This window comes from Providencia rettgeri (genome assembly GCF_013702265.1).
In the GTDB taxonomy this organism is placed as follows: Bacteria; Pseudomonadota; Gammaproteobacteria; order Enterobacterales; family Enterobacteriaceae; genus Providencia; species Providencia zhijiangensis.
Map to the genome: position 1 here is coordinate 842,631 of NZ_CP059348.1, position 23,012 is coordinate 865,642.

Here is a 23,012-nt window from a genome sequence, read left to right on the forward strand (position 1 = left end):
TTTTAAGTTTTCTCTGTTTTTTATCCTTATCAATTAGTGTGACCCATTAACAAGGAAAAACAGCCATAAACGGTTTGTCATGAACTATACCCGATCGCCCCTAGGCTGGTCTAGGTTATCCGTGTTGTCAGGGTTAACGAATCGAATAAGTAAAAGATTGTAAACCCAACCATTTCAAGAAATCTCCTCTGTCGCTGGCTGAAAACTTTAGGTAGCATTAACATTATTGATGTAACTAATGAATGCTTTGAGTATGTTTGAGCGCAATCTCTAACAAGATTTAAGCGATGGAGCGAATAAATATGAAAGGTTGGTTAGCGGCAGTTCCGGTCACTATGCTGTTGGTATCCACAACAGTTTGGGCGGATTCTTTACAGGCACAACGTGAACGTTATCAAGCAATTAAGCTTGCTTGGGATGCCAATAAGATGGATGAAGTCGAGCGTTTATTGCCAACCTTACGTGATTATCCGCTGTATCCATATTTAGAATACCGCGAGCTATCACAAGATTTAGATATTATCTCGCCAAGACAAGCGCAAGAGTTTATCGATGCATACCCAACGTTGCCTGTGGCGAAAACTCTCAAAAGCCGGTTTGTGAATGAGCTGGCGCGTCGCCAAGAGTGGACATCGTTATTGGCATTTAGCCCTGAGCCGCCACAACCTGCGGAAGCACAATGTAATTTCTATTTTGCGAATTGGGCAACGGGAAATAAACAGGTCGCGTGGCAAGGCGCTGAAAAAATGTGGCTCAATGGTAATTCCATGCCAGCAGCATGCGACAAATTGTTTACTGAATGGGAAAAAGCCGGATATCTTTCAACGGATATGATTTTGGCGCGTATTCACCTAGCTATCAAAGACGGTAATACGTCAACGGCAACTTACCTCGCGAAACGCTTACCAAGCAGCTACAAAACTATTTCTGATGCGTTGGTTAAACTACAAAATGACCCCGCTTCGGTTGTCTCGTTTGCGAAAACATTGACGCCGACGGATTTTACGCGTCAAGCCACATTAGCTGGGTTTAGCCGCTATGCGCGTCAATCCCCTGATGCCGCTCGCACGGCGTTAGCGGGGATCAGCTCTGCCCAGAAAATGAATATGGCAGAAAACCAGCAAATGAAAGATAGCATTGCGTGGCAATATATGGGGGTTGATGTCACTCCTGAGCAGGCAATGTGGCGTGATGAAGTGATCCGTGAAACTAACTCTGCCGCTTTAAAAGAGCGCCGCGTACGTTTAGCGCTGGGGGAAGGGGATAAAACGGGATTAGCCTCATGGTTGCGACAACTGCCAAACGACGTAAAAAATAAGGAAGAGTGGCAATATTGGCAAGCTATCACCTTGATTGACCAAGGTAAAAGCGCTGAAGGTGAAAGCATACTGCGAGCGTTAACGTCGAAGCGTGGATTCTACCCGATGGTAGCCGCACAGCAGCTAAAAATGGATTACCCAGTCATGGTGAATAAAGCCGTGAAACCTGACTCCAGTATTCACAGCATGCCGCAAATTCAGCGCATTCGTGAGCTAATGTATTGGGAGATGGACAATCTAGCACGCTCAGAGTGGATCAATTTGGTCTCTTCTATGTCCCCTAATCAACAAGAGCAACTCGCCCGTTATGCCTTCGATAATAAGTGGGCAGATTTGAGCGTTCAAGCGACGATCACGGCAAAGTTGTGGGATCATCTGGAAGAGCGTTTCCCGCTGGCGTGGGAAAAACAGTTTGATAATTACACTCGCAGTAAAATGATCCAAAAAAGCTATGCGATGGCCATTGCTCGCCAAGAAAGCGCATGGAACCCGCAAGCACAATCACCAGTTGGTGCGACAGGCTTAATGCAGTTAATGCCAGCGACAGCAAAACATACCGCACAAAAACAAGGTATCACTGGTTATGTGAATGCAGGGCAACTGACTAACCCTGTGATGAACATTGAGTTAGGTACCGCGTATCTTGACGATGTTTATCAGCAATTTGGCAATAACCGTATTTTAGCCAGTGCGGCGTATAATGCCGGTCCATCGCGAGTGACTCGCTGGTTAGGTAACAGTGCAGGGCGTATCGATGCGGTGGCTTTTGTGGAAAGTATTCCGTTTGCAGAAACCCGTGGTTATGTGAAGAATGTTCTCTCTTATGATTTGTTTTATAAACATTTCTTAGGTGAAAAAGGCAATGTGTTATCCGCGAACGAATGGAATATGAAGTATTAATTTGTATGGAATTTCATCTTGTTGGTCGGTTTGGTTTACCTTCAACAAGATGAGTTCTGTATTTTTAACTATACGAGATAGTGTTCTGTGCTATTATTTGTACTAGTTTAATAGTATGGAAGGGTAGATGATGACTGTAGAATATAAACCAGACCCGGCGTTAACCGCCGATGAAAATGCGGATTGGCAACGCTTTGTGGAACTACTGCAAATGGCCTTTGAGCAAAATATACAGGATTCGATTCTTCAGCTATTACTCACACCGGATGAACGGACGGCTTTAGGAACTCGCGTTAGGATTGTTCAAGAATTAATGCGCGGTGAAATGAGCCAGCGTGAATTAAAAAATGAGCTCGGCGTAGGTATTGCCACTATTACTCGCGGCTCAAACAGTTTGAAGTCAGCCCCTATTCCGGTAAAAGAGTGGCTAGAATCTAAGCTACTGTAATTTTTGATTGTCTTTTAATGCAGCCAATGATTATTCTCGAAAAATAAATGTGGGGCTCTTATTGCTAAGAGCCCCACATGCATTTTAAATCGTTTTGAGTATAATTAGTCTTCTATGTGATTTAGCTCTTTATAAATTTCGTGTTTAATAGGAACTAAAGCCAGTATTAGCGCTTGCTGATAAACGCTGGTGCGCGTCAACACGCCGTTGGTGAAAAAGCCAATCGCGCCGCCTTGTTGTTTGATATTATCAATACCAGTAAGGTCAGCCATTTCATCACCCAGCTCACGGCCTTCACGGATCCCCGCAAGTACTTTTTCTGGGATCATAATACTGGCAGAGCGTGATTCTCCACGGATTTGATGGTGCTCAATCACAATCCATGCAAATGTCATGTCATCTTCAACACCCGCCTCAATACCTACCCAAAAGTCAGCTTCTGGGCGTACTTGGCGTGATGCCATCACACGTTGTCTTGCTCCTGTACGGGTTTCATTATTACCGATAGGTTGCTGTGGAACGCTGCTATCGACATTAATATCTTCAATTTGATAACTGCCTGGCCCAAAAACGGCATCGAAGGCAAGTTGAATCGCTTTAATTTTGGCGGGATTCGTCGTTGCAGCTATAACTTGGTACATTAATTATTTTCCTTTGAACACATACTTTGTACAGTAATAACGGAACACATCTATGTTACAGGTTTATCTTGTTCGCCATGGCGAAACTGAATGGAACGTTGCTCGTCGCATACAGGGACAATCTGATAGCCCTTTGACTGCTTTAGGTCGTCAACAGGCAATGCAGGTCGCTCAACGGGTTAAATCCGAAGGTATTACCCATATTATCACTAGTGATATGGGACGCACACTTGAAACTGCACAAATTATTGCACAAGTGTGCGGGTGTGAAATTATCACAGAACCGCGTCTGCGTGAATTAAATATGGGTGTCTTGGAGCAACGAGAAATTGGCTCACTGTCTGAACAGGAAGAACAGTGGCGCCAAAGCCTGATAAATGGCGCTGAAGGCGGCCGAATTCCTGAAGGGGAATCGATGGACGAACTGTTCACGCGCATGTTTGCGGCGTTAAATCATTGCCTTGAACTACCAGAAGGAAGCCGTCCTTTATTGGTCAGCCATGGCTTGGCGCTCAGCACATTACTCAGTCGTATCTTAGGCGTACCAGCAAACTCACCACGTCGTTTACGCCTGCGTAACTGTTCGCTATCTCGTGTTGATTATCAAAATAGCCCATGGTTAGCCAATGGTTGGATTGTAGAAACGGCGGGGGAAGTCACTCACCTTTCTCAGCCTGCCCTTGATGAACAGCAAGGTTAAGAAGTAAAGCAGCGAAAAAGAAAAAGGCGTTTCAGTGTATGAAGCGCCTTTGTTTTGGGTATTGGTTATGATTGTTTAGTTAGCTTCAGGCTTTTTGATTGGAACATAATAGCTGAATGCTTCAATATGAGTTCTTGGATCTGTATCCGTTATCTCATTGTGCGTCACATTCTTGATTTTGTAGTGTTCTACATCATAGCCTGGACGGCGAGTGAGATTTAGTTTTGGCAAGTAGACCCCATAAACATGGTAAAGGAACTCTTGCATTCTTTCTCTCGTCGTTTCGCCACGATAATTAAATTTCACATATTCGCCTGCGGGGATCGTAACATGGCTATATTCGGTGTTACTAAAGCTCGCATCTTCCGGTTTCACCGCGGTGGTGTAAAACACCGTTTGCTCATCATCTTTCTCGGCACTATGAATCGCATGATGTAAGCCAAAGACTTCAGAGGCCACTTTGGTGGTGTGCTCTAAATAATAGCGCCAGAAAGATTGACGCATTTGAGAACAAGCGGTTGACCACTCTTCAAGCACATAGGAACAACTTTGCTCCAAACCGACTAACGGCTGCTCGACCATCGTGACAAATTCATAATCTAATGGAGAATGTTCATCTAATACAATCGGCGGGCAGATACCGGTCGCGCACCACTCTTCCGTACGGCGATAAAACGCCGGCGTCAGATTGAACTGTTTTTTAAAAGCGCGAGTGAAAGTTTGTTGTGAATCAAATCGATACTGTAATGCAATATCAAGAATGGGACGGCTCGTTAAGCGCAGTGCAACCGCGGCACGAGATAGGCGTCTAGCGCGAATATAAGCACCAATTGCTTGGTCGGTCACATCCTTGAACATTCTCTGTAAATGCCACTTTGAATAACCCGCTCTTGCGGCAACATTATCTAATGATAATGGTTTATCAAGGTTATCATCTATCCAACGAAGAAGGTCGCGAATAATATTTGTTTGATCCATGGATATCCCCAGGCAATACGACTCATAGAACCGATATGAGTAATCAATGAGTGGCTATTCTATAACAAGTTACCTTTTTCGTTTATAGTAAATGAGTTGTATTTAAGAATTAGTTAATAAACAGAATTATTGCCGTTTAGGTTATTTAAAATTCAGATGTTAAGCTGAAAAGGGAATACTGTATGCGTTCTTCCAAATTTAAAAAAGGCATTGCGAAAGGTAATACACTGAAAAACCTCATTTTGGGAACAATGTTGTCTGCACTATCTTTTATGGCAGCCGCAGAAGAAATCGGCTCAGTTGATACTGTATTCAAGGTGCTGGGCCCTGACCATAAAATAGTCGTTGAAGCCTTTGATGACCCAGATGTGGACAATGTGACTTGCTACCTAAGCCGTTCAAAAACGGGCGGTATTAAAGGCGGGCTTGGATTAGCGGAAGATACTTCGGATGCTGCCATTTCCTGCCAACAAGTGGGTCCTATTGAGCTAAATGACCGAGTGAAACGTAATCCGAAAAAAGGGCAGGTAGTTTTCCAAAAGAGAACGTCACTGGTGTTTAAAAAGCTCCAAGTGGTTCGTTTTTACGACCCTAAACGTAACGCACTTGTCTATTTGACCTATTCCGATAAGATGATCGACGGCTCGCCTAAAAATGCGCTAAGCGCCGTGCCGATTATGCCGTGGTGAGTGTGTTTTGATATAAAAATCGCCACTGATTATATTTAATATGAGTGGCGATTTTTGAAGGTATTTAAAGAAAATAGCCTGCTAAATTTGTATATCAGCAGTTTCAAAGATATTTAAGCACCAACTTTTACAAATGGAGTACCATAGCTTCTATCTCTATCTATTCGCTTGCCAACATAAAGTTTACGGATGTCATCGCTCGCTTTTCTACCAATAAATTCCCAACGCCCACTTCCTTTATTGATATTTCGAGTAAAATATTGCTGAGTGCCAGCTTCTACCCAAGAATGAATTTCATAGACTTCTTTGACGATATCGTTGTAAATAGCATATGCATATTTTAGCGATTGATCTTTACGAGGCGGATTATGCCATACACCACGAGTCGCTTCGAATAGCTCAAGTTCGCTCATATTGAATCGATATAATTTATTTAAGATAAAAGCTAAGCCAGCATGTTCAGTTGAAACTTCAGTATCTTGTTGAGAATAAATTGAAGCGGCTTCTTCAATAGTCAGGCGCCCCAATTTTAAAACCTCTTCATCTTTACTCGTTGTTTTACCTTTGATTTTATTAGTTAAGCCTTCTAACCCTTTTAAATCTATACAGGTTGTTTCTACCATAAAAGCAGTTTCTGAATCTAAACCGTGACAGAGAATATCAATACCAAGTAGGTTTTCTTTACTTAATTCACGAATTAATTCAAATTTTTTATTGTCGTTTTCTTCTAAGCCATCAAGATCAGCGAATGCATCGGTAATATGTTTTAAGCAACGAGAACCAGTGCCTTTCCCGATATAAAAGGGAATTCGGGTATTACCTCTAACTTCACATAGGGCATACACATAGAATTTTAGTTTACTTAGTGTGTTTTTATATTGGCTAAAATCGTTCATTGAATTCTACCTATTAATCATTTAGTTATAGATAGATATATATCGGCTAGTAATTCTAATTTTTTAACGCTGAAATGATGTCTTTGATATTTTATATCTAAATAAAAAAACCGGCTTGCGCCGGTTTTTCATTAATCAGATTAATCAGATTAATCAGAACAAAATCACTCGTCTAAATCACCGCAGAAACGGTAGCCTTCACCGTGGATGGTAGCAATGATTTCTGGGGTATCTGGTGTCGACTCGAAGTGTTTACGAATGCGACGGATAGTCACATCGACTGTTCTGTCATGAGGTTTTAACTCACGGCCAGTCATTTTCTTCAGTAAGTCTGCACGAGTTTGGATTTTGCCTGGGTTTTCACAGAAGTGAAGCATTGCACGGAATTCACTACGTGGTAATTTGTAGTGCTCACCAGCAGGGCTCACTAATGAACGGCTATTAATGTCTAATTCCCAGCCATTGAACTTATAGCTCTCAACCAGACGGCGTTCTTCTGTACCACCCGCTAAATTCATAGTACGGGACAGTAAGTTTCGTGCACGGATAGTCAATTCGCGTGGGTTGAATGGTTTGGTGATATAGTCATCAGCACCGATTTCAAGACCAAGAATCTTATCAACTTCGTTATCACGACCAGTTAAGAACATTAATGCGATACTTTCTTGCTCACGTAGTTCACGAGCCAGCAGTAAGCCGTTTTTGCCTGGTAAGTTAATATCCATGATCACTAAGTTGATGTCATGTTCCGAAAGAACATTGTTCATCTCTTCACCATCGGTGGCTTCGTGAACAACATAACCTTCCGCTTCAAAGATACTTTTCAGCGTATTACGTGTGACAATCTCGTCTTCAACGATCAAAATGTGTGGGGTCTGCATATTTGCTACCTAAAGTATTAAAATAAAAATACTGAACCCATAGGCCGTTTCCAGTTAGGTGGTTGTTGGTATGGTTATCTGGAAAAACACGTCTATGAGTATAAATTTGTCTTTACATTTTTCAGTGACTTAACGTTGCCTATCCATTAGGCTGAAGGTCATAAAACTCACCAAAACTTAAGCACTTTCCCAATATTGGGCTGTTAACAGCAATATAACAGCTAATACTGCATTTACCACCTAAAAAACTAACTTTTGTTGATACATATCAAAATCAATTGTAGCACGTTAACAATGATTGTTAGGTAGATAATTATACCAAAATTATTTGTTATAGAGATATCGAATAGACGATAAAAATAAGAGAAAAAAGGAGAGATAATGCACGTTTTTCATCGTGATACCGTAAAGAAAGGTAGATGTGAATAGGGATGAAGATATTTGGATTTAACTTAAGCTAAGTCACGTAAGTGGTTTTTGCGTCTCCAGAACACCTTAAAATTGTCAGAGAGTAAAATTTCGTTTAGCACATCAAAATCGCGTAAAAAAAGTATTTTTGGTTTTTTATAAGAAAAACTAGGTGATTACACTTACTCGCTTTGCGTGAATCTATTTTGTTTTACAAAAAAATAACAAGACTCCTCAGAAATATCTGAATTAATATTTGCATGCTTATAATTAACGAGATGGCTATTCAGTTTCTTATGTGCAATTTTGATCTGAAACTAAGTAGGATTTTTTAAGGTTGGCGCGAATATTGATCAAGATTAATGAAAGAGAGATAGATAGGACATCAATGGCAATTTATTTCAAATTTACAGCTGAAAAATACGGTTAAAATATCACCATCAAATTTGAGATTTGATTGTTTTTTATGCAGATGGTGTAGTTGTTTTTTAAATAAAATTAAAATCTATTAATTTTAGAATGAATGAATTTTACAACTAGAATTTCAAGGCTGGCTCTCTTTTTATGAAGATATTTTTGACGAATGTAGTGGATCTCTGAGCTGAATTGCCGCTCATTTGGGGGGCGTAAATGCAAATAAATTTGACATTATTGTGTGATTACTTTAACCGTATAGGGAGAAACCTAAATGTTCCCTACGAGATAAACAAATTTTATGCGTAACATCAGCCTGACTACGATTATTACCACCACCACCGTGACCACAGGAAACGGGGCGGGCTGACGCATCCAAAAAATAAAAATGAAAAAGCCCGCATCCTAAAAAGATGTGGGCTTTTTTTTGGCGCTAATTCAGGAGAGAAATACCATGCGTGTGCTTAAATTTGGCGGTACTTCAGTCGCAAATGACGAACGGGTACTTAATGTTGCTGATATCGCAGAAAGCAAGTTGGCAGATGGACAAGTTGCGTTGGTGCTATCTGCACCGGCGAAAATCACTAACCATTTGGTGGCGATGATTGAAAAAACGGCAGCAGGTCAGGATGTCATCACGCATGTGAGTGATGCAGAAATGATTTTTGCTAATCTCTTAAAGGGTTTAAAAGAAAAGCAGCCCGGCTTTGAATATGACAAACTGAAAAAGCTGACTGAACACGAATTCGCGCAAATCAAACAAGTACTGCATGGTATTACTCTTCTAGGACAATGTCCTGATAGCATCAACGCCTCTATTATCTGCCGTGGTGAGAAGCTCTCTATCGCCATCATGGAATCTGTATTAAAAGCTCGCGGTCATAAAGTCACGGTGATTGATCCGGTGAAAAGCTTGCTGGCCAAAGGTCACTATCTTGAATCCACCGTCGATATCAATGAGTCTACTAAACGCATTGCGGAGCTGAACATTCCTAAAGACCATTTCGTATTGATGGCGGGCTTTACAGCTGGAAATGAGAAGGGTGAGCTGGTGGTGCTAGGCCGTAATGGTTCCGACTACTCGGCTGCGGTATTAGCGGCATGTTTACGTGCAGATTGTTGTGAAATTTGGACAGATGTTGATGGGGTTTATACTTGTGACCCGCGTTTAGTGCCTGATGCCCGTTTACTCAAAGGGATGTCATACCAAGAAGCGATGGAGCTTTCCTATTTTGGGGCGAAAGTTCTACACCCTCGAACTATCGCCCCAATTGCACAGTTCCAAATTCCTTGCCTGATCAAAAACACCACTAACCCAAGTGCGCCGGGTACGCTGATTGGTGATGGTCAAACGGATGCTAGCACGCCAGTGAAAGGGATCACTAACCTGAATAATATGGCGATGATCAACGTCTCAGGTCCGGGTATGAAAGGCATGGTTGGTATGGCCGCGCGTATTTTCTCGGTCATGTCCCGTAAAGGGATCTCTGTGGTGCTGATCACGCAATCATCGTCGGAGTACAGTATCAGCTTCTGTGTGCCGCAAAATGAGCTACAGCGTGCTCGCGGGGCATTAGAAGAAGAGTTTTATTTAGAGCTTAAAGATGGGGTATTAGACCCGTTAGATGTGATGGAGCAACTGGCTATCATCTCCGTTGTTGGGGATGGTATGCGTACATTAAAAGGCATCTCCGCACGTTTCTTCTCAGCATTAACTCGCGGCAATATCAACATCGTTGCTATCGCACAGGGCTCGTCTGAGCGTTCAATTTCTGCGGTGATCGCCAATGAGTCAGCCACTTCAGCGGTGCGTTTATGTCACCAAATGCTGTTTAATGCAGAGCAAGTGATTGAAGCCTTTATAGTCGGTGTAGGCGGCGTAGGTAATGCGTTGATCGAACAGATCCATCGCCAACAGCAATGGCTGAAACAAAAACATATTGATCTACGAGTCTGTGGGATCGCTAACTCAAGAGCGATGCTGATCAATATGCAAGGCATTGATTTAGATAATTGGAAAGCAGAATTAGCCGACGCCAAAGAAGCGTTTAGCCTCAGTCGCCTGATCCGTTTAGAGCGTGAATATCACTTTTTAAACCCAGTGATCATCGACTGTACGTCTAACCAAGAGATTGCTGAGCAATATGCTAGCTTCTTAAAAGACGGTTTTAACGTTGTTACGCCGAACAAAAAAGCCAACACATTGTCGATGGATTATTATCATCAACTTCGTGCCGCGGCTGAAAGTTCGAAACGTAAATTCCTTTATGATACCAACGTAGGGGCGGGTTTACCGGTTATCGAAAACCTACAAAACTTACTGAACGCTGGGGACGAATTAGTTCATTTCAGTGGAATTTTGTCAGGCTCCTTGTCATTTATTTTCGGTAAATTGGATGAAGGGATGTCCTTATCAGAAGCGACAACGTTAGCGAAGGAAAAAGGCTTCACAGAGCCAGACCCACGCGACGACTTATCCGGTATGGATGTGGCGCGTAAGTTACTGATTTTAGCTCGTGAGGCGGGTTATGAATTAGAACTTAGCGACATCAATATTGAATCTGTACTTCCTGCTGATTTCGACAGTTCAGGCAGTGTTGCCGAGTTTATGGCGCGTTTACCACAACTTGATGCCCAGTTTGCTGCGCGGATAAAAGCGGCAGAAGCAGAAGAAAAAGTGTTACGCTATGTGGGTCTTATTGAAGAAGGTCGCTGTCAGGTGAAAATGGTTGCTGTTGACGGAAATGACCCACTGTTTAAAGTAAAAAATGGCGAAAACGCACTGGCATTCTACACGCGCTACTATCAACCAATTCCTTTAGTTCTCAGAGGTTACGGTGCTGGTAATGATGTAACTGCGGCGGGTGTATTTGCGGATATGCTGCGTACCCTATCATGGAAATTGGGAGTTTAAGAAGTGATCAAAGTTTATGCACCCGCTTCAATTGGTAATGTGAGCGTTGGATTTGATGTGCTAGGCGCAGCAGTCTCTCCGGTTGATGGTTCACTGCTTGGTGACTGTGTCAGTATTGAAGCGGCAGAGACATTTTCATTAGAAAACCAAGGTCGATTTGTTTCTAAGCTACCGAAAAAAATGGAACACAACATTGTTTACCAATGCTGGGAACTGTTTTGCGAGCGTCTGGGTAAAAAACTGAACGTGGCGATGACCCTTGAAAAGAATATGCCAATTGGTTCGGGTTTAGGTTCAAGTGCTTGCTCCGTTGTCGCTGCGCTGATGGCGCTGAATGAGTTTGCGGATAAGCCATTTGACCAAACCGCACTGCTTGGCATGATGGGCGAGCTGGAAGGACGTATTTCAGGCAGCATTCACTATGATAACGTCGCGCCTTGCTATTTGGGTGGTTTACAGTTGATCATCGAGCAAAATGGCATTATTTCTCAACCTGTGCCAGCTTTTGAAAACTGGTATTGGGTGATGGCTTATCCGGGGATTAAAGTTTCCACTGCGGAAGCGCGAGCCATTTTACCTGATAGCTATTCTCGTCATGACATTGTGAATCACGGACGCTATTTATCGGGCTTTATCCATGCATGCCATACTAACCAGCCAGAGCTAGCGGTCACGATGATCAAAGATGTCGTGGCAGAGCCATACCGTACTCAGTTGCTGCCAGGTTTTGCGAAGGCGCGTGAACATGCGAAGCAAATTGGTGCTCTGGCATGTGGCATTTCGGGGTCAGGGCCAACAATTTTTACCATTTGCGATGATAAAAGAATTGCAGAAGAGATGGTGCAGTACCTACAACAACATTACATTCAAAATGATGAAGGCTTTGTGCATATCTGTCGTTTAGATATGGCGGGTGCAAGGACAATAGGGTAAACGATGAAACTGTATAATTTAAAAGATAACAACGAACAAGTCAGCTTCGCGCAAGCCGTGAAACAAGGGTTAGGTAAGCAACAAGGGTTATTTTTCCCTCAAGACTTACCTGAGTTTAGCGTCAGTGAAATTGATGAATTACTGAAGTTGGATTTTGTCACTCGTAGCAGCCGTATTTTAAGCGCGTTTATTGGAGATGAAATCCCTGCTGAGCAGCTAGCTGAACGTGTTAAAACCGCTTTTGCATTCCCAGCACCTATTTCCAAAGTTGAAGATGATGTGGCTACGTTAGAGCTATATCACGGCCCAACACTGGCATTTAAAGACTTTGGCGGCCGTTTTATGGCACAAGCGCTAGGTCAAGTGGCAGGCGGCGCGCCAGTCACTATCTTAACCGCAACGTCTGGTGATACCGGTGCAGCCGTAGCCCATGCATTCTATGGTTTGGATAATGTTCAAGTCGTTATCTTATACCCAGAAGGCAAAATCAGCCCACTGCAAGAAAAGCTATTCTGTACGCTGGGTAAAAATATCCATACTGTGGCTATCAAAGATGATTTCGATGCATGTCAGGCGATGGTTAAACACGCTTTTGATGATGAAGAACTGAAAAAAGCCCTGTATTTGAACTCTGCGAACTCCATCAATATTAGCCGTCTGTTAGCGCAGATTTGCTATTATTTTGAAGCGGTTGCTCAGATCCCAGCAGAAAAACGCGATCAACTGGTGATCTCTGTGCCAAGTGGTAACTTTGGGGATTTAACAGCGGGCTTACTGGCGAAATCTATGGGGTTACCAGTGAAACGCTTTATCGCTGCCACTAACGTTAATGACACTGTTCCGCGTTATTTAGTCGATGGAAAATGGGCGCCGCATCAAACCGTTGCGACGCTATCTAACGCAATGGATGTCAGCCAGCCAAATAACTGGCCGCGTATTGAAGAATTATTCCGCCGTAAAGGTTGGTCATTAAAAGAGCTGGGTTACGGTGCAGTGAGTGATGAAGTGACTCAAGAGACTGTACGTGAATTGGATAAAAAAGGTTATTTATCCGAGCCTCATGCGGCGGTTGCTTATCGTGTCCTGCGTGACCAACTGCAAGATGGCGAATATGGCCTGTTCTTAGGAACGGCTCATCCAGCGAAATTTAAAGAGAGCGTGGAAGCTATCTTAAATAAACAAATTTCACTGCCAAAAGAGCTGGCAGAACGTGCTGATTTACCACTGCTTTCTCACTTCTTACCATCTGATTTCGTTCAATTACGCGAATTTTTAATGAAGTTAGCACCGAAGCAGTAATTGAAGTTCACTGTTGAAGGAAATGTTAACAACGGAAGCTGAATTGGCTTCCGTTTTTTGATGAGGGAATTAATAACTAACACCATCCGCGCCATCTTGTCCGCCATCGGGTCCACCTTTGCCACCTTTACCTGCTTGTCCCCCAATACCTGCATTCCCACCATTTCCACCATTTCCACTACCGTCACCATCTCCTCCATTACCACCGTGGCCACCATGACTTCCTCCGTGTCCGCCATTGCCACCACTACCATTGACGGATCCATTTCCGCCGTTGCCCCCGTTACCTAGGCCATCTCCGTTGCCTCCGTGTCCACCGTCACCACCATGTACACCACCATTTCCGCCATTTCCTCCATTTCCATTACTGCCGGGAGTTGCGTGACCTCCGTGGTTGCCATGACCATGACTGCCGCCGTTGCCGCCGTTGCCGCCGTTGCCGCCATTTCCACCATGTTGACCATTACCTCCTCTGCCGCCATTGCCTCCAACTCCGCCATTACCACCGTTTCCGCCACTACCATGTTGTCCATGGGTGCCATTAACGCCATTCTCGGAATGATGAAAATAATAATTTCGGCAATAAAAAGGAATACAAAAAGATGACTGTGAAATATTATCGATAATAATGGATTTATTTAAATTGAATGAATGAGGTTTATTAATATGAAGATTATTGGAGTGACTTAATATTGGTGTTGTTGTGAAAATTAAAATAGAGAAAAATTGAAATAGAGATTGATTAACCATTGTTTCCTCCATCCCCCTTCATGAATGAAGGGGGGAAATAATTAAATAATCGGGTTTATTTAATTTCCATTACCGCCGTTTCCACCATTGCCTCCATGCCCGCCGCTACCACCACTTCCCCCGTTACCACCATTGCCGCCATGTCCACCATTACCCCCATTACCGCCGTTACTCCATAGATATTCGGTGGCGGTTTGCTGAGAGTCGGTCGGTATAGTCATAGAAAGAGCGGATAAAGGGAATAATAAGGTGATTAAGAGAGTAGAGATTTTACGCATATAAATTCCTCGTTATAAAGTGAATTAATTAAACTGCAAATAAAGCTTAAATGACTCACTTAAATAATTAAAGAATGTTATCGGGTAATTAATAGATCAAATTTGGTTTGAATAAATATAAAATAATAAGCTGTAATTTTATTCGTTCGTTTGTATTTAAATTAAAGGTAATAAATAGAAAGCTATCCCTTAAATATATTTTAAGAGATAGCGATAGGGGAAGGGCTTAGATTGCGTCTTCGAGGATCAGCTCAATGGCTTTTAACTCATCTTGGCTAAAATCACGATTTTCCATCATGCCAAGTGCATCATCGATTTGGCTGATACGGCTTGCGCCAATAAGCACGGAAGTAATACGGTCATGGCGTAGCAACCAAGCTAATGACATTTGGCTCAATTTTTGCCCACGATTTAAGGCTAATTCATTGAGTTTTTTTACTTTTGCTAAAATAGCAGATGTGAGCCTTTCTGGCGGTAATGATGGATTACCTGCTGCACGAGAATCAGCGGGAATACCATTGAGATAGCGATCCGTTAAAATCCCTCCGGCCAGTGGGGAGTAGGCAATCGAACCGACACCTTCTTCTTCGAGCAAATCGAGGAGACCTTCCTCAGGGGTACGTTCTAGCATGGAATATTTAGGTTGGTGAATAAGGCAAGGGGTGCCCAGTTGATCAAGTATACGGATAGCTTCTTGCGCTGTTTCTGCGGGATAGTTCGAAATTCCCACATAAAGCGCTTTACCTTGTCGAACGATCAAATCAAGAGCTGCCATGGTCTCTTCTAACGGAGTTTGAGGATCGGGTCTGTGGTGATAGAAAATATCCACATAATCGACGCCGATTCTTTTTAAACTTTGATTGAGGCTGGCAACTAAATATTTTTTACTGCCCCAATCACCATAAGGTCCTTCCCACATGGTGTAACCTGCTTTGGAGGAGATCACCATTTCGTCGCGATAAGGACGAAAATCTTGTTGTAGGATGCGACCAAATTGCTGTTCAGCAGAGCCTGGAGGAGGTCCGTAATTATTGGCGAGATCAAAATGGGTGATCCCATGATCAAACGCATGCCTTAACATGGCTCGGCAGTTATCAATTGGCTTGTTGTCACCAAAATTATGCCAGAGTCCTAAAGAGACAAGAGGGAGTTTTAATCCACTCCGACCGCACTGACGATATTCCATATCTGTGTAATGATGTGACGCAGCAGAATATGGCATGGCTCACCTCCAAAATAAATGGCAAAGATTTACTCGAATTTTGGCATAACTCTGTCGAGCTCACTGGTGAAAGAATGCTATACAGCTTAAGAAATGATTATTTTATCGCCAGATTGTGACGGGGATTTGAAATAAGATATCGCATGTTGAGTATGAGGCTTATAGGGTGTGATGCATTCCCCATAAGCCAACAAAGTGAGTCTATGATTAGGCTTGTTCAGGGCGAGTAAAGACTAATTCATTACCTTTCGACTGCGCTTGATCAAATTGGTAGCCTTCTAAATTAAAGTCAGATAGCTGTTCGGATTTAGTCAGTTTATTTTGAATAATAAAACGGCTCATTAATCCACGAGCTTTTTTTGCATAAAAACTGATGACTTTATATTTACCATTTTTCTCATCTAAGAAAACGGGTTTGATAATTTCAGCGTCCAATTTTTTGGTATTCACAGACTTAAAATATTCATCAGACGCTAAATTAACGAGGATATTATCCCCTTGCGCCGCCAGTGCTTTATTTAAATGCTGAGTGATGATATCTCCCCAGAATTCATATAAGTCTTTACCACGGCTGTTTTTAAGGCGAATTCCCATTTCCAAGCGATAAGGCTGCATTAAGTCTAATGGACGCAGCACACCATACAGGCCGGACAACATACGTAAATGTTGCTGAGCAAATTCAAAATCAGCGGGCGAAAACGTTTCGGCTTGCATGCCGGTATAGACGTCCCCTTTGAAGGCGAGGATGGCTTGGCGTGCATTTTCTGGGGTAAAGTTTGGCTGCCATTCACCAAAGCGTGCTGCATTCAGCCCTGCAAGTTTATCGCTAATTTTCATTAAGCTTGCGATATCTGCTGGCGTGAGTTTTCGGCATGTTTTAATCAGTTTTTCAGACTCAGCGAGGAGCTCGGGTTGAGTAAACGTGTCGATGGCGAGCGGGCTTTCGTAGTCTAATGTTTTGGCAGGTGAAATAGTAATCAGCATAACTTAACCCTTGTGATAGTAAATTTACCCACTACTTTAACAAAAAATCAGATGAAATGGCGAATCGCTGTAATAAGTCGCGATTATGATGGTTATCTGGTTTACTGATGAGATTATTCAACCTAGCTAAATGCATTCAGTTCCTAGTGATACCGCGAAAACGATTGCTGATCAAATAGTTGCTTTCAAGGATATTTCCTCGCTTGCAGCAACGTAGATGCGTGATATTATCATGGGACGGTGCGGCGCTAGCCTCAATTCCTTAATAATACACAAAGTAGTTTAAGTTGCAGGTAGATGGCAAGGGTGAGTGAATGTAGCCAACACCCCTACAACTTGAAGTATGACGGGTATAACAACGAGATTAAAGAAATGACCGACAAACTAACCTCCTTACGTAGTCTGACAACTGTTGTTGCCGACACTGGCGACATCGAAGCGATGAAGCTGTACAAACCACAAGATGCGACGACTAACCCATCGCTGATTTTAAATGCTGCACAAATTCCTGAGTACCGTAAATTAATTGATGAAGCGGTAGAGTGGGCGCGTAAGCAAAGCAATAACCGTGAACAACAAGTTGTTGACGCATGTGACAAACTGGCTGTTAATATCGGTTTAGAAATTCTGAAATTAGTCCCAGGTCGTATTTCAACAGAAGTTGATGCGCGTCTTTCTTATGATGAAGAAGCGTGTATTACTAAAGCTCGCCGTCTGATGAAAATGTACAACGAAGCGGGTATCAGCAACGATCGTATTTTGATCAAATTAGCCTCTACTTGGCAGGGTATCCGCGCGGCGGAAAAACTGGAAAAAGAAGGCATCAACTGTAACTTAACTTTATTATTCTCTTTTGCTCAAGCACGTGCTTGTGCGGAAGCGGGTGTTTACCTGATCTCTCCATTCGTAGGTCGTATCCTTGACTGGTACAAAGCAAACACAGATAAAAAAGAGTTTGCTGCACATGAAGATCCAGGCGTGGTTTCTGTAACTGAAATCTACAACTTCTATAAAGCACATGGTTATAAAACCGTCGTGATGGGCGCAAGCTTCCGTAACGTAGGTGAAATCATTGAGCTGGCAGGTTGTGACCGTTTGACTATCTCTCCAGCGCTGCTGAAAGAGCTGTCTGAATCACAAGGTGAATTGGTTTGTAAACTGAAAGATGAAGGTAAAACTCAAGAGCCAGGCGCTAAACTGACTGAAGCTGAGTTCTACTGGCAGCATAACCAAGATCCAATGGCAGTTGATAAACTGTCTGACGGTATCCGTAAGTTTGCTGTAGACCAAGAAAAACTGGAAAAAATGATCGCAGCTCTGCTGTAATTTCCTTTTTCTTAGAAAACCCAGTCAATTGGCTGGGTTTTTTTATGCTGTTTTTTCATTGATTAAACTCTCAATTCCACATTTCGACACAAACACGACGCTGTCAGGCATTCGACCTCATGGTATGATGCACCATGTTTATCATTATTGGCTTGGTATTAATTAAGTTAGTATTTTCTTGCCAAATGAACGAATTTAAATGATTAATTTTTGAGGTTTTTATGAATGAGTTGCGCATAGGTCTGGTGTCGGTTTCTGATCGTGCTTCAGGCGGTATCTACGAAGATAAAGGGATCCCAGCACTGGAGGAGTGGCTAACGAAAACCATTACCACCCCTTTTCGTTTAGAAACTCGTTTGATCCCTGATGAGCAAGTCATGATAGAGCAAACGTTGTGTGAGCTGGTGGATGAATTTTCATGTCATTTAGTCCTGACCACTGGTGGTACGGGGCCTGCTCGCCGCGATGTCACTCCGGATGCAACGCTTGCGGTTGCCGATCGCGAAATGCCTGGCTTTGGTGAGCAGATGCGCCAAATTAGTCTAAAGTTCGTGCCAACGGCGATTTTATCTCGCCAAGTTGGCGTGATCCGCAATCAGTCACTGATTTTAAACTTACCAGGGCAACCAAAAGCGATCGCGGAAACCTTAGAAGGGCTGAAAGATAAAGAGGGAAATGTATTGGTGTCAGGTATTTTTGCGAGTGTGCCATACTGCATTCAATTACTTGATGGCCCTTATATTGAAACAGACGAAAGCATCGTTAAAGCTTTCCGTCCAAAATCTGCGATTCGTACTGCCGAGTAATCCCTTCTAAAATATCAGGCAGAGCATGATGTCTGCCTGATAATTCTTGTTACAGTTTTCTTTCTGCCTATTTAGCTTAACAGTCTATCAACTTAGCCGTATATAAATTTAGCTGCGTTGACCAATTGGCAGGATCGTTCTGCCATATTGCTCATTTAAGATCTCAGCGACAGCCAGATAGAACGCGCTCGCTCCGCAGATAATTCCTTCATAGCCCGCATATTGAAGTAGCGTGGCATCGTTGGTCAAATTACCCACCGCTAACATTGCAAACAGTACGGTTAAGCTGCCGAAAATAAATTGCAGCACGAAATTTGCTTTGAAGGTGCCTAAGAACATAAAGAAAGTAAAGATCCCCCATAAAAGCAGGAACATCCCTAAAAACGCAGGGTCAGTTGCTTCGGCTAATCCCATGGTCGGTAAAAACAGCAGACCGACTAACGCAAGCCAAAAGAAGCCGTAAGAGGTAAATGCAGTCGCGCCGAATGTATTGCCTTTCTTATATTCAATAAGCCCAGCAATCACTTGCGCGATACCACCATAGAAAATTCCCATACTTAAAATCACAGATGAGAGAGGGAAAAAGCCTGCATTGTGAATATTCAGCAGGATTGTTGTCATACCAAAGCCCAATAAACCGAGTGGGCCTGGATTGGCAAGCGAACTAGATTGCATATAACCTCTGGTAAAGTATTTAAAAATCAAATAGATACAATGAATATTTGTAGCCCCATAGGACGGGGAGGCGCATAATACGCAGTTTTAATTGTCGAAACAATGATCAAGAGACGGGTTTTTTTGCATTAAATGTAAAACTTTTTTAGTTTTCCCCCTTGATGAATGAATTTGTGACCCCATCTTTAAGACATCAACAGTTATCAATCTAAATTATTGCGAATTGCAAAAGATGTAAGGTTGCAAAAAAAATCAAGGTTGAAGTAAAAACTCCCTTGAAAATGAAATATTGAGCCTTATATAGATTGATATCGAAATTAAATGAAAAGAATTCCTTTGGAGGCGTTTTAAATGGGTAAAATTATTGGTATCGATTTAGGTACAACTAACTCATGCGTTGCAATTATGGATGGCACTACTGCGCGTGTTCTTGAGAACAGCGAGGGTGATAGAACTACTCCTTCCATCATTGCGTATACACAAGATGGTGAAATTTTAGTTGGTCAGCCAGCAAAACGTCAGGCTGTTACTAACCCAGAAAATACATTATTTGCGATCAAACGTTTGATCGGTCGTCGTTTCCAAGACGAAGAAGTTCAGCGCGACGTATCTATCATGCCATACAAAATTGTAGCGGCTGATAACGGTGATGCGTGGTTAGATGTGAAAGGCCAAAAAATGGCACCGCCACAAGTTTCTGCTGAAGTGCTGAAAAAAATGAAAAAAACTGCGGAAGACTATCTGGGTGAGCCAGTGACTGAAGCGGTTATCACTGTTCCAGCTTACTTTAACGATGCTCAGCGTCAAGCAACCAAAGATGCGGGTCGTATCGCTGGTTTAGAAGTAAAACGTATCATCAACGAACCAACAGCAGCAGCGCTGGCTTACGGTTTAGATAGAGAAGTTGGCAACCGTACTATCGCGGTTTACGACTTAGGTGGTGGTACATTCGACTTATCAATCATCGAAATCGATGAAGTTGATGGCGAAAAAACTTATGAAGTTCTGGCAACCAACGGTGACACTCACTTAGGTGGTGAAGACTTCGATACTCGTTTAATCAACTACTTAGTTGATGAGTTTAAGAAAGAACAAGGTGTTGATCTGCGTAACGATCCACTGGCAATGCAACGTCTGAAAGAGTCTGCTGAAAAAGCAAAAATTGAGCTGTCTTCTGCTCAACAAACTGACGTTAACCTGCCATACATCACTGCAGATGCGACAGGTCCAAAACACATGAACATCAAAGTGACTCGTGCAAAACTGGAGTCACTGGTAGAAGATTTAGTTAAACGTTCTATGGAGCCAGTTAAAGTTGCTCTGCAAGACGCTGGTTTAAGCGTAGGTGACATCAACGACGTTATCTTAGTTGGTGGTCAGACTCGTATGCCAATGGTTCAGAAAGTTGTTGCTGATTTCTTTGGTAAAGAGCCACGTAAAGACGTTAACCCAGACGAAGCCGTTGCAATGGGTGCAGCAGTACAAGGTGGTGTATTAGCGGGTGATGTTAAAGACGTTCTGTTACTTGACGTAACTCCACTGTCTTTAGGTATCGAAACCATGGGTGGCGTGATGACTTCGTTAATCTCGAAGAACACCACAATCCCAACTAAACACAGCCAAGTGTTCTCTACTGCAGAAGATAACCAAGCAGCCGTGACCATTCACGTACTGCAAGGTGAGCGTAAACGTGCGAGTGATAACAAATCACTGGGTCAGTTTAACTTAGATGGTATTCAAGCAGCGCCACGCGGTATGCCGCAAATCGAAGTGACTTTTGACATCGATGCGGATGGTATCCTGCATGTTTCTGCGAAAGACAAAAACAGCGGTCGCGAGCAAAACATCACCATTAAGGCATCTTCTGGTCTGAATGACGAGGAAATCGAAAAAATGGTACGCGATGCAGAAGCTAACGCTGAAGCAGACCGTAAATTTGAAGAGTTAGTACAGGTTCGCAACCAAGCAGACCAGCTGATTCACGGTACTCGTAAACAAATCGAAGAAGCAGGCGACAAATTACCAGCTGAAGATAAAGCGAACATCGAAAAAGCAACTTCAGAATTAGAAGTCGCTTCTAAAGGTGAAGATAAATCTGAAATCGAAGCGAAAATCCAAGCGCTGGTAACGGCATCTGCGAAACTTCTGGAAATTGCACAGCAACAAGCTCAAGCGGGCGCTGCGGGTGCAGGTGCAGAAGCGAAGAAAGATGACGATGTTGTTGACGCTGAATTCGAAGAAGTTAACGACAAAGACAAAAAATAAGGCCCTTAGCGGGCGCAGTGACTATCGCAATAATGTTAAATAGTGACTGATACCGGACACGGGCGTTGAGGGAACTCTGCGCCCGTGTCTGCATGTTAAGGGAAAAATAAATGGCGAAAAGAGATTTTTATGAGGTTTTAGGCCTCGAAAAAAATGCTTCAGAGAAAGATATCAAGCGAGCGTACAAGCGCTTAGCAATGAAATACCATCCTGACCGTAATCAGGAAAACAAAGATGAATCTGAAGAGAAATTTAAAGAGATAAAAGAAGCTTACGAAGTCCTGTCCGATGAGCAAAAACGTGCCGCTTACGACCAATATGGTCATGCTGCGTTTGAGCAAGGCGGTATGGGTGGCGGCGGTGGATTCGGCGGCTTTGGTGGCGGCGATTTCAACAGTGATATTTTTGGTGACATCTTCGGTGACATTTTTGGTGGCGGTCGTCGTCAACAGCGCCCAAGCCGTGGTTCTGATCTGCAATACAACATGGAACTGACTCTTGAAGAAGCAGTCCGTGGAGTGACCAAAGAGATCCGTATTCCAACGCTTGAAAGCTGCGACGTGTGCCACGGTAGCGGTGCAAAACCAGGTACTAGTGCAGATACGTGCCAAACCTGTCACGGTATGGGCCAAGTACACATGCGCCAAGGTTTCTTCTCGGTACAACAACCTTGCCCAACCTGTCACGGTCGCGGAAAAGTCATCAAAGACCCATGCAACAAATGTCATGGTCAAGGTCGCGTTGAGAAATACAAAACCTTATCCGTTAAGATCCCTGCAGGGGTTGATACAGGTGACCGCGTTCGTTTATCCGGTGAAGGTGAAGCCGGTGCGAATGGTGCACCAGCAGGGGATTTATTCGTTCAAATGCATGTTTTACCTCACGATATTTTTGAGCGTGATGGTAATAACTTACATTGCGAAGTGCCAATCAACTTCGCAGCAGCAGCGCTGGGCGGCGAAATTGAAGTCCCAACCCTGGATGGTCGCGTTAAACTGAAAATTCCTGCGGAAACCCAAACGGGCAAAACATTCCGTATGAAAGGTAAGGGCGTGAAATCAGTACGTGGTGGTATGCAAGGTGACTTAATGTGTCACATTGTTGTCGAAACCCCAGTCAAACTGAATGAGAAACAAAAAGAGTTACTCAGAGAGTTTGGTGAGTCGTTAGGCGGTACGGGTGGCGAGAAAAATAGCCCACGTTCAAAACGCTTCTTAGATGGCGTGAAAAAATTCTTTGATGATTTAACCAATAAATAATGGTTGATCGCTAAGTTAAGAATCATG

21 protein-coding genes and 1 other annotated feature are annotated in these 23,012 nt (G+C 43.0%); of the genes, 12 read left to right on the forward strand and 9 right to left on the reverse strand.

What is annotated here, in order from left to right:
• Positions 1–302 precede the first annotated feature (302 nt).
• Entirely contained in the window at positions 303–2,219 is a 1,917-nt protein-coding gene (gene sltY / locus H0913_RS03765; protein WP_181477998.1) for a murein transglycosylase, read from the forward strand.
• Between the two features lie 130 nt (positions 2,220–2,349).
• A complete protein-coding gene (trpR, locus tag H0913_RS03770; RefSeq protein WP_036950344.1) occupies positions 2,350–2,667 on the forward strand; it encodes a trp operon repressor in 318 nt (105 codons plus the stop codon).
• 104 nt (positions 2,668–2,771) lie between these two features.
• Here the strand turns inward: trpR and yjjX are convergent, their stop codons facing one another.
• Positions 2,772–3,308: an inosine/xanthosine triphosphatase gene (yjjX, locus tag H0913_RS03775; protein ID WP_154602782.1), complete on the reverse strand. Its 537-nt coding sequence runs from the start codon at positions 3,306–3,308 to the stop codon at positions 2,772–2,774.
• Between the two features lie 52 nt (positions 3,309–3,360).
• Between yjjX and gpmB the strand changes: the two genes are divergently transcribed.
• A complete protein-coding gene (gene gpmB / locus H0913_RS03780; RefSeq protein ID WP_154602781.1) occupies positions 3,361–4,008 on the forward strand; it encodes a 2,3-diphosphoglycerate-dependent phosphoglycerate mutase GpmB in 648 nt (215 codons plus the stop codon).
• 75 nt (positions 4,009–4,083) lie between these two features.
• On the opposite strand, the gene robA is transcribed toward gpmB, so the two are convergent.
• A complete protein-coding gene (gene robA, locus H0913_RS03785) occupies positions 4,084–4,986 on the reverse strand; it encodes an MDR efflux pump AcrAB transcriptional activator RobA (RefSeq protein WP_154602780.1) in 903 nt (300 codons plus the stop codon).
• Positions 4,987–5,237: 251 nt separating this feature from the next.
• Between robA and creA the strand changes: the two genes are divergently transcribed.
• Complete coding sequence (gene creA, locus H0913_RS03790; RefSeq protein ID WP_230088669.1) at positions 5,238–5,675, forward strand: protein CreA; 438 nt, start codon at positions 5,238–5,240, stop codon at positions 5,673–5,675.
• Between the two features lie 113 nt (positions 5,676–5,788).
• Here creA and H0913_RS03795 read toward each other — a convergent pair whose 3' ends face one another.
• Both H0913_RS03795 and arcA read right to left on the reverse strand, forming a co-directional pair.
• Positions 5,789–6,571, reverse strand: coding sequence for an LEM-3-like GIY-YIG domain-containing protein (locus H0913_RS03795; protein ID WP_154602778.1), 783 nt, complete (start codon positions 6,569–6,571; stop codon positions 5,789–5,791).
• 164 nt (positions 6,572–6,735) lie between these two features.
• Complete coding sequence (gene arcA / locus H0913_RS03800; RefSeq protein ID WP_004905684.1) at positions 6,736–7,452, reverse strand: two-component system response regulator ArcA; 717 nt, start codon at positions 7,450–7,452, stop codon at positions 6,736–6,738.
• 1,123 nt (positions 7,453–8,575) lie between these two features.
• On the opposite strand from arcA, the gene thrL reads away from it, so the two are divergent.
• The 4 genes from thrL (at position 8,576) to thrC (ending at position 13,420) form a co-directional block, all read left to right on the forward strand.
• Positions 8,576–8,644, forward strand: a complete 69-nt coding sequence (thrL, locus tag H0913_RS03805; protein ID WP_108479263.1) for a thr operon leader peptide — start codon at positions 8,576–8,578, stop codon at positions 8,642–8,644.
• Positions 8,583–8,704, forward strand: a sequence feature (Thr leader region). It overlaps the preceding gene by 62 nt.
• A 24-nt stretch (positions 8,705–8,728) precedes the next feature.
• Complete coding sequence (thrA, locus tag H0913_RS03810) at positions 8,729–11,188, forward strand: bifunctional aspartate kinase/homoserine dehydrogenase I (RefSeq protein WP_154602777.1); 2,460 nt, start codon at positions 8,729–8,731, stop codon at positions 11,186–11,188.
• A 3-nt stretch (positions 11,189–11,191) separates the two neighbouring features.
• Entirely contained in the window at positions 11,192–12,121 is a 930-nt protein-coding gene (gene thrB, locus H0913_RS03815; RefSeq protein ID WP_181477999.1) for a homoserine kinase, read from the forward strand.
• A 3-nt stretch (positions 12,122–12,124) separates the two neighbouring features.
• Positions 12,125–13,420 carry a threonine synthase gene (gene thrC / locus H0913_RS03820; protein ID WP_181478000.1) on the forward strand — a complete coding sequence of 432 codons (1,296 nt, stop codon included), beginning with the start codon at positions 12,125–12,127 and terminating at the stop codon, positions 13,418–13,420.
• Between the two features lie 69 nt (positions 13,421–13,489).
• On the opposite strand, the gene H0913_RS03825 is transcribed toward thrC, so the two are convergent.
• The 4 genes from H0913_RS03825 to yaaA all read right to left on the reverse strand — a co-directional run bounded on the left by H0913_RS03825 (position 13,490) and on the right by yaaA (position 16,654).
• Positions 13,490–14,170, reverse strand: coding sequence for a hypothetical protein (locus tag H0913_RS03825; protein ID WP_232368824.1), 681 nt, complete (start codon positions 14,168–14,170; stop codon positions 13,490–13,492).
• Positions 14,171–14,229: 59 nt separating this feature from the next.
• Complete coding sequence (locus tag H0913_RS03830) at positions 14,230–14,448, reverse strand: hypothetical protein (protein ID WP_154602774.1); 219 nt, start codon at positions 14,446–14,448, stop codon at positions 14,230–14,232.
• Positions 14,449–14,674: 226 nt separating this feature from the next.
• Complete coding sequence (locus tag H0913_RS03835; RefSeq protein WP_181478002.1) at positions 14,675–15,670, reverse strand: aldo/keto reductase; 996 nt, start codon at positions 15,668–15,670, stop codon at positions 14,675–14,677.
• Between the two features lie 207 nt (positions 15,671–15,877).
• Positions 15,878–16,654 carry a peroxide stress protein YaaA gene (gene yaaA, locus H0913_RS03840; protein ID WP_181478003.1) on the reverse strand — a complete coding sequence of 259 codons (777 nt, stop codon included), beginning with the start codon at positions 16,652–16,654 and terminating at the stop codon, positions 15,878–15,880.
• A gap of 372 nt (positions 16,655–17,026) precedes the next feature.
• Here yaaA and tal point away from each other — a divergent pair, with 372 nt between their 5' ends.
• Together tal and mog are read left to right on the forward strand one after the other, a co-directional pair.
• Positions 17,027–17,980 (forward strand): transaldolase, encoded by a 954-nt coding sequence (gene tal / locus H0913_RS03845; RefSeq protein ID WP_036950279.1) that lies wholly within the window; start codon positions 17,027–17,029, stop codon positions 17,978–17,980.
• A 221-nt stretch (positions 17,981–18,201) separates the two neighbouring features.
• Positions 18,202–18,786, forward strand: a complete 585-nt coding sequence (gene mog, locus H0913_RS03850; protein ID WP_036950281.1) for a molybdopterin adenylyltransferase — start codon at positions 18,202–18,204, stop codon at positions 18,784–18,786.
• A gap of 108 nt (positions 18,787–18,894) precedes the next feature.
• Here mog and satP read toward each other — a convergent pair whose 3' ends face one another.
• Positions 18,895–19,461 carry an acetate uptake transporter gene (satP, locus tag H0913_RS03855; RefSeq protein WP_132496150.1) on the reverse strand — a complete coding sequence of 189 codons (567 nt, stop codon included), beginning with the start codon at positions 19,459–19,461 and terminating at the stop codon, positions 18,895–18,897.
• A 351-nt stretch (positions 19,462–19,812) separates the two neighbouring features.
• On the opposite strand from satP, the gene dnaK reads away from it, so the two are divergent.
• Both dnaK and dnaJ read left to right on the forward strand, forming a co-directional pair.
• Positions 19,813–21,726, forward strand: a complete 1,914-nt coding sequence (dnaK, locus tag H0913_RS03860; RefSeq protein ID WP_181478004.1) for a molecular chaperone DnaK — start codon at positions 19,813–19,815, stop codon at positions 21,724–21,726.
• A 110-nt stretch (positions 21,727–21,836) separates the two neighbouring features.
• Positions 21,837–22,985, forward strand: coding sequence for a molecular chaperone DnaJ (dnaJ, locus tag H0913_RS03865; RefSeq protein ID WP_036950288.1), 1,149 nt, complete (start codon positions 21,837–21,839; stop codon positions 22,983–22,985).
• Positions 22,986–23,012: the final 27 nt, after the last annotated feature.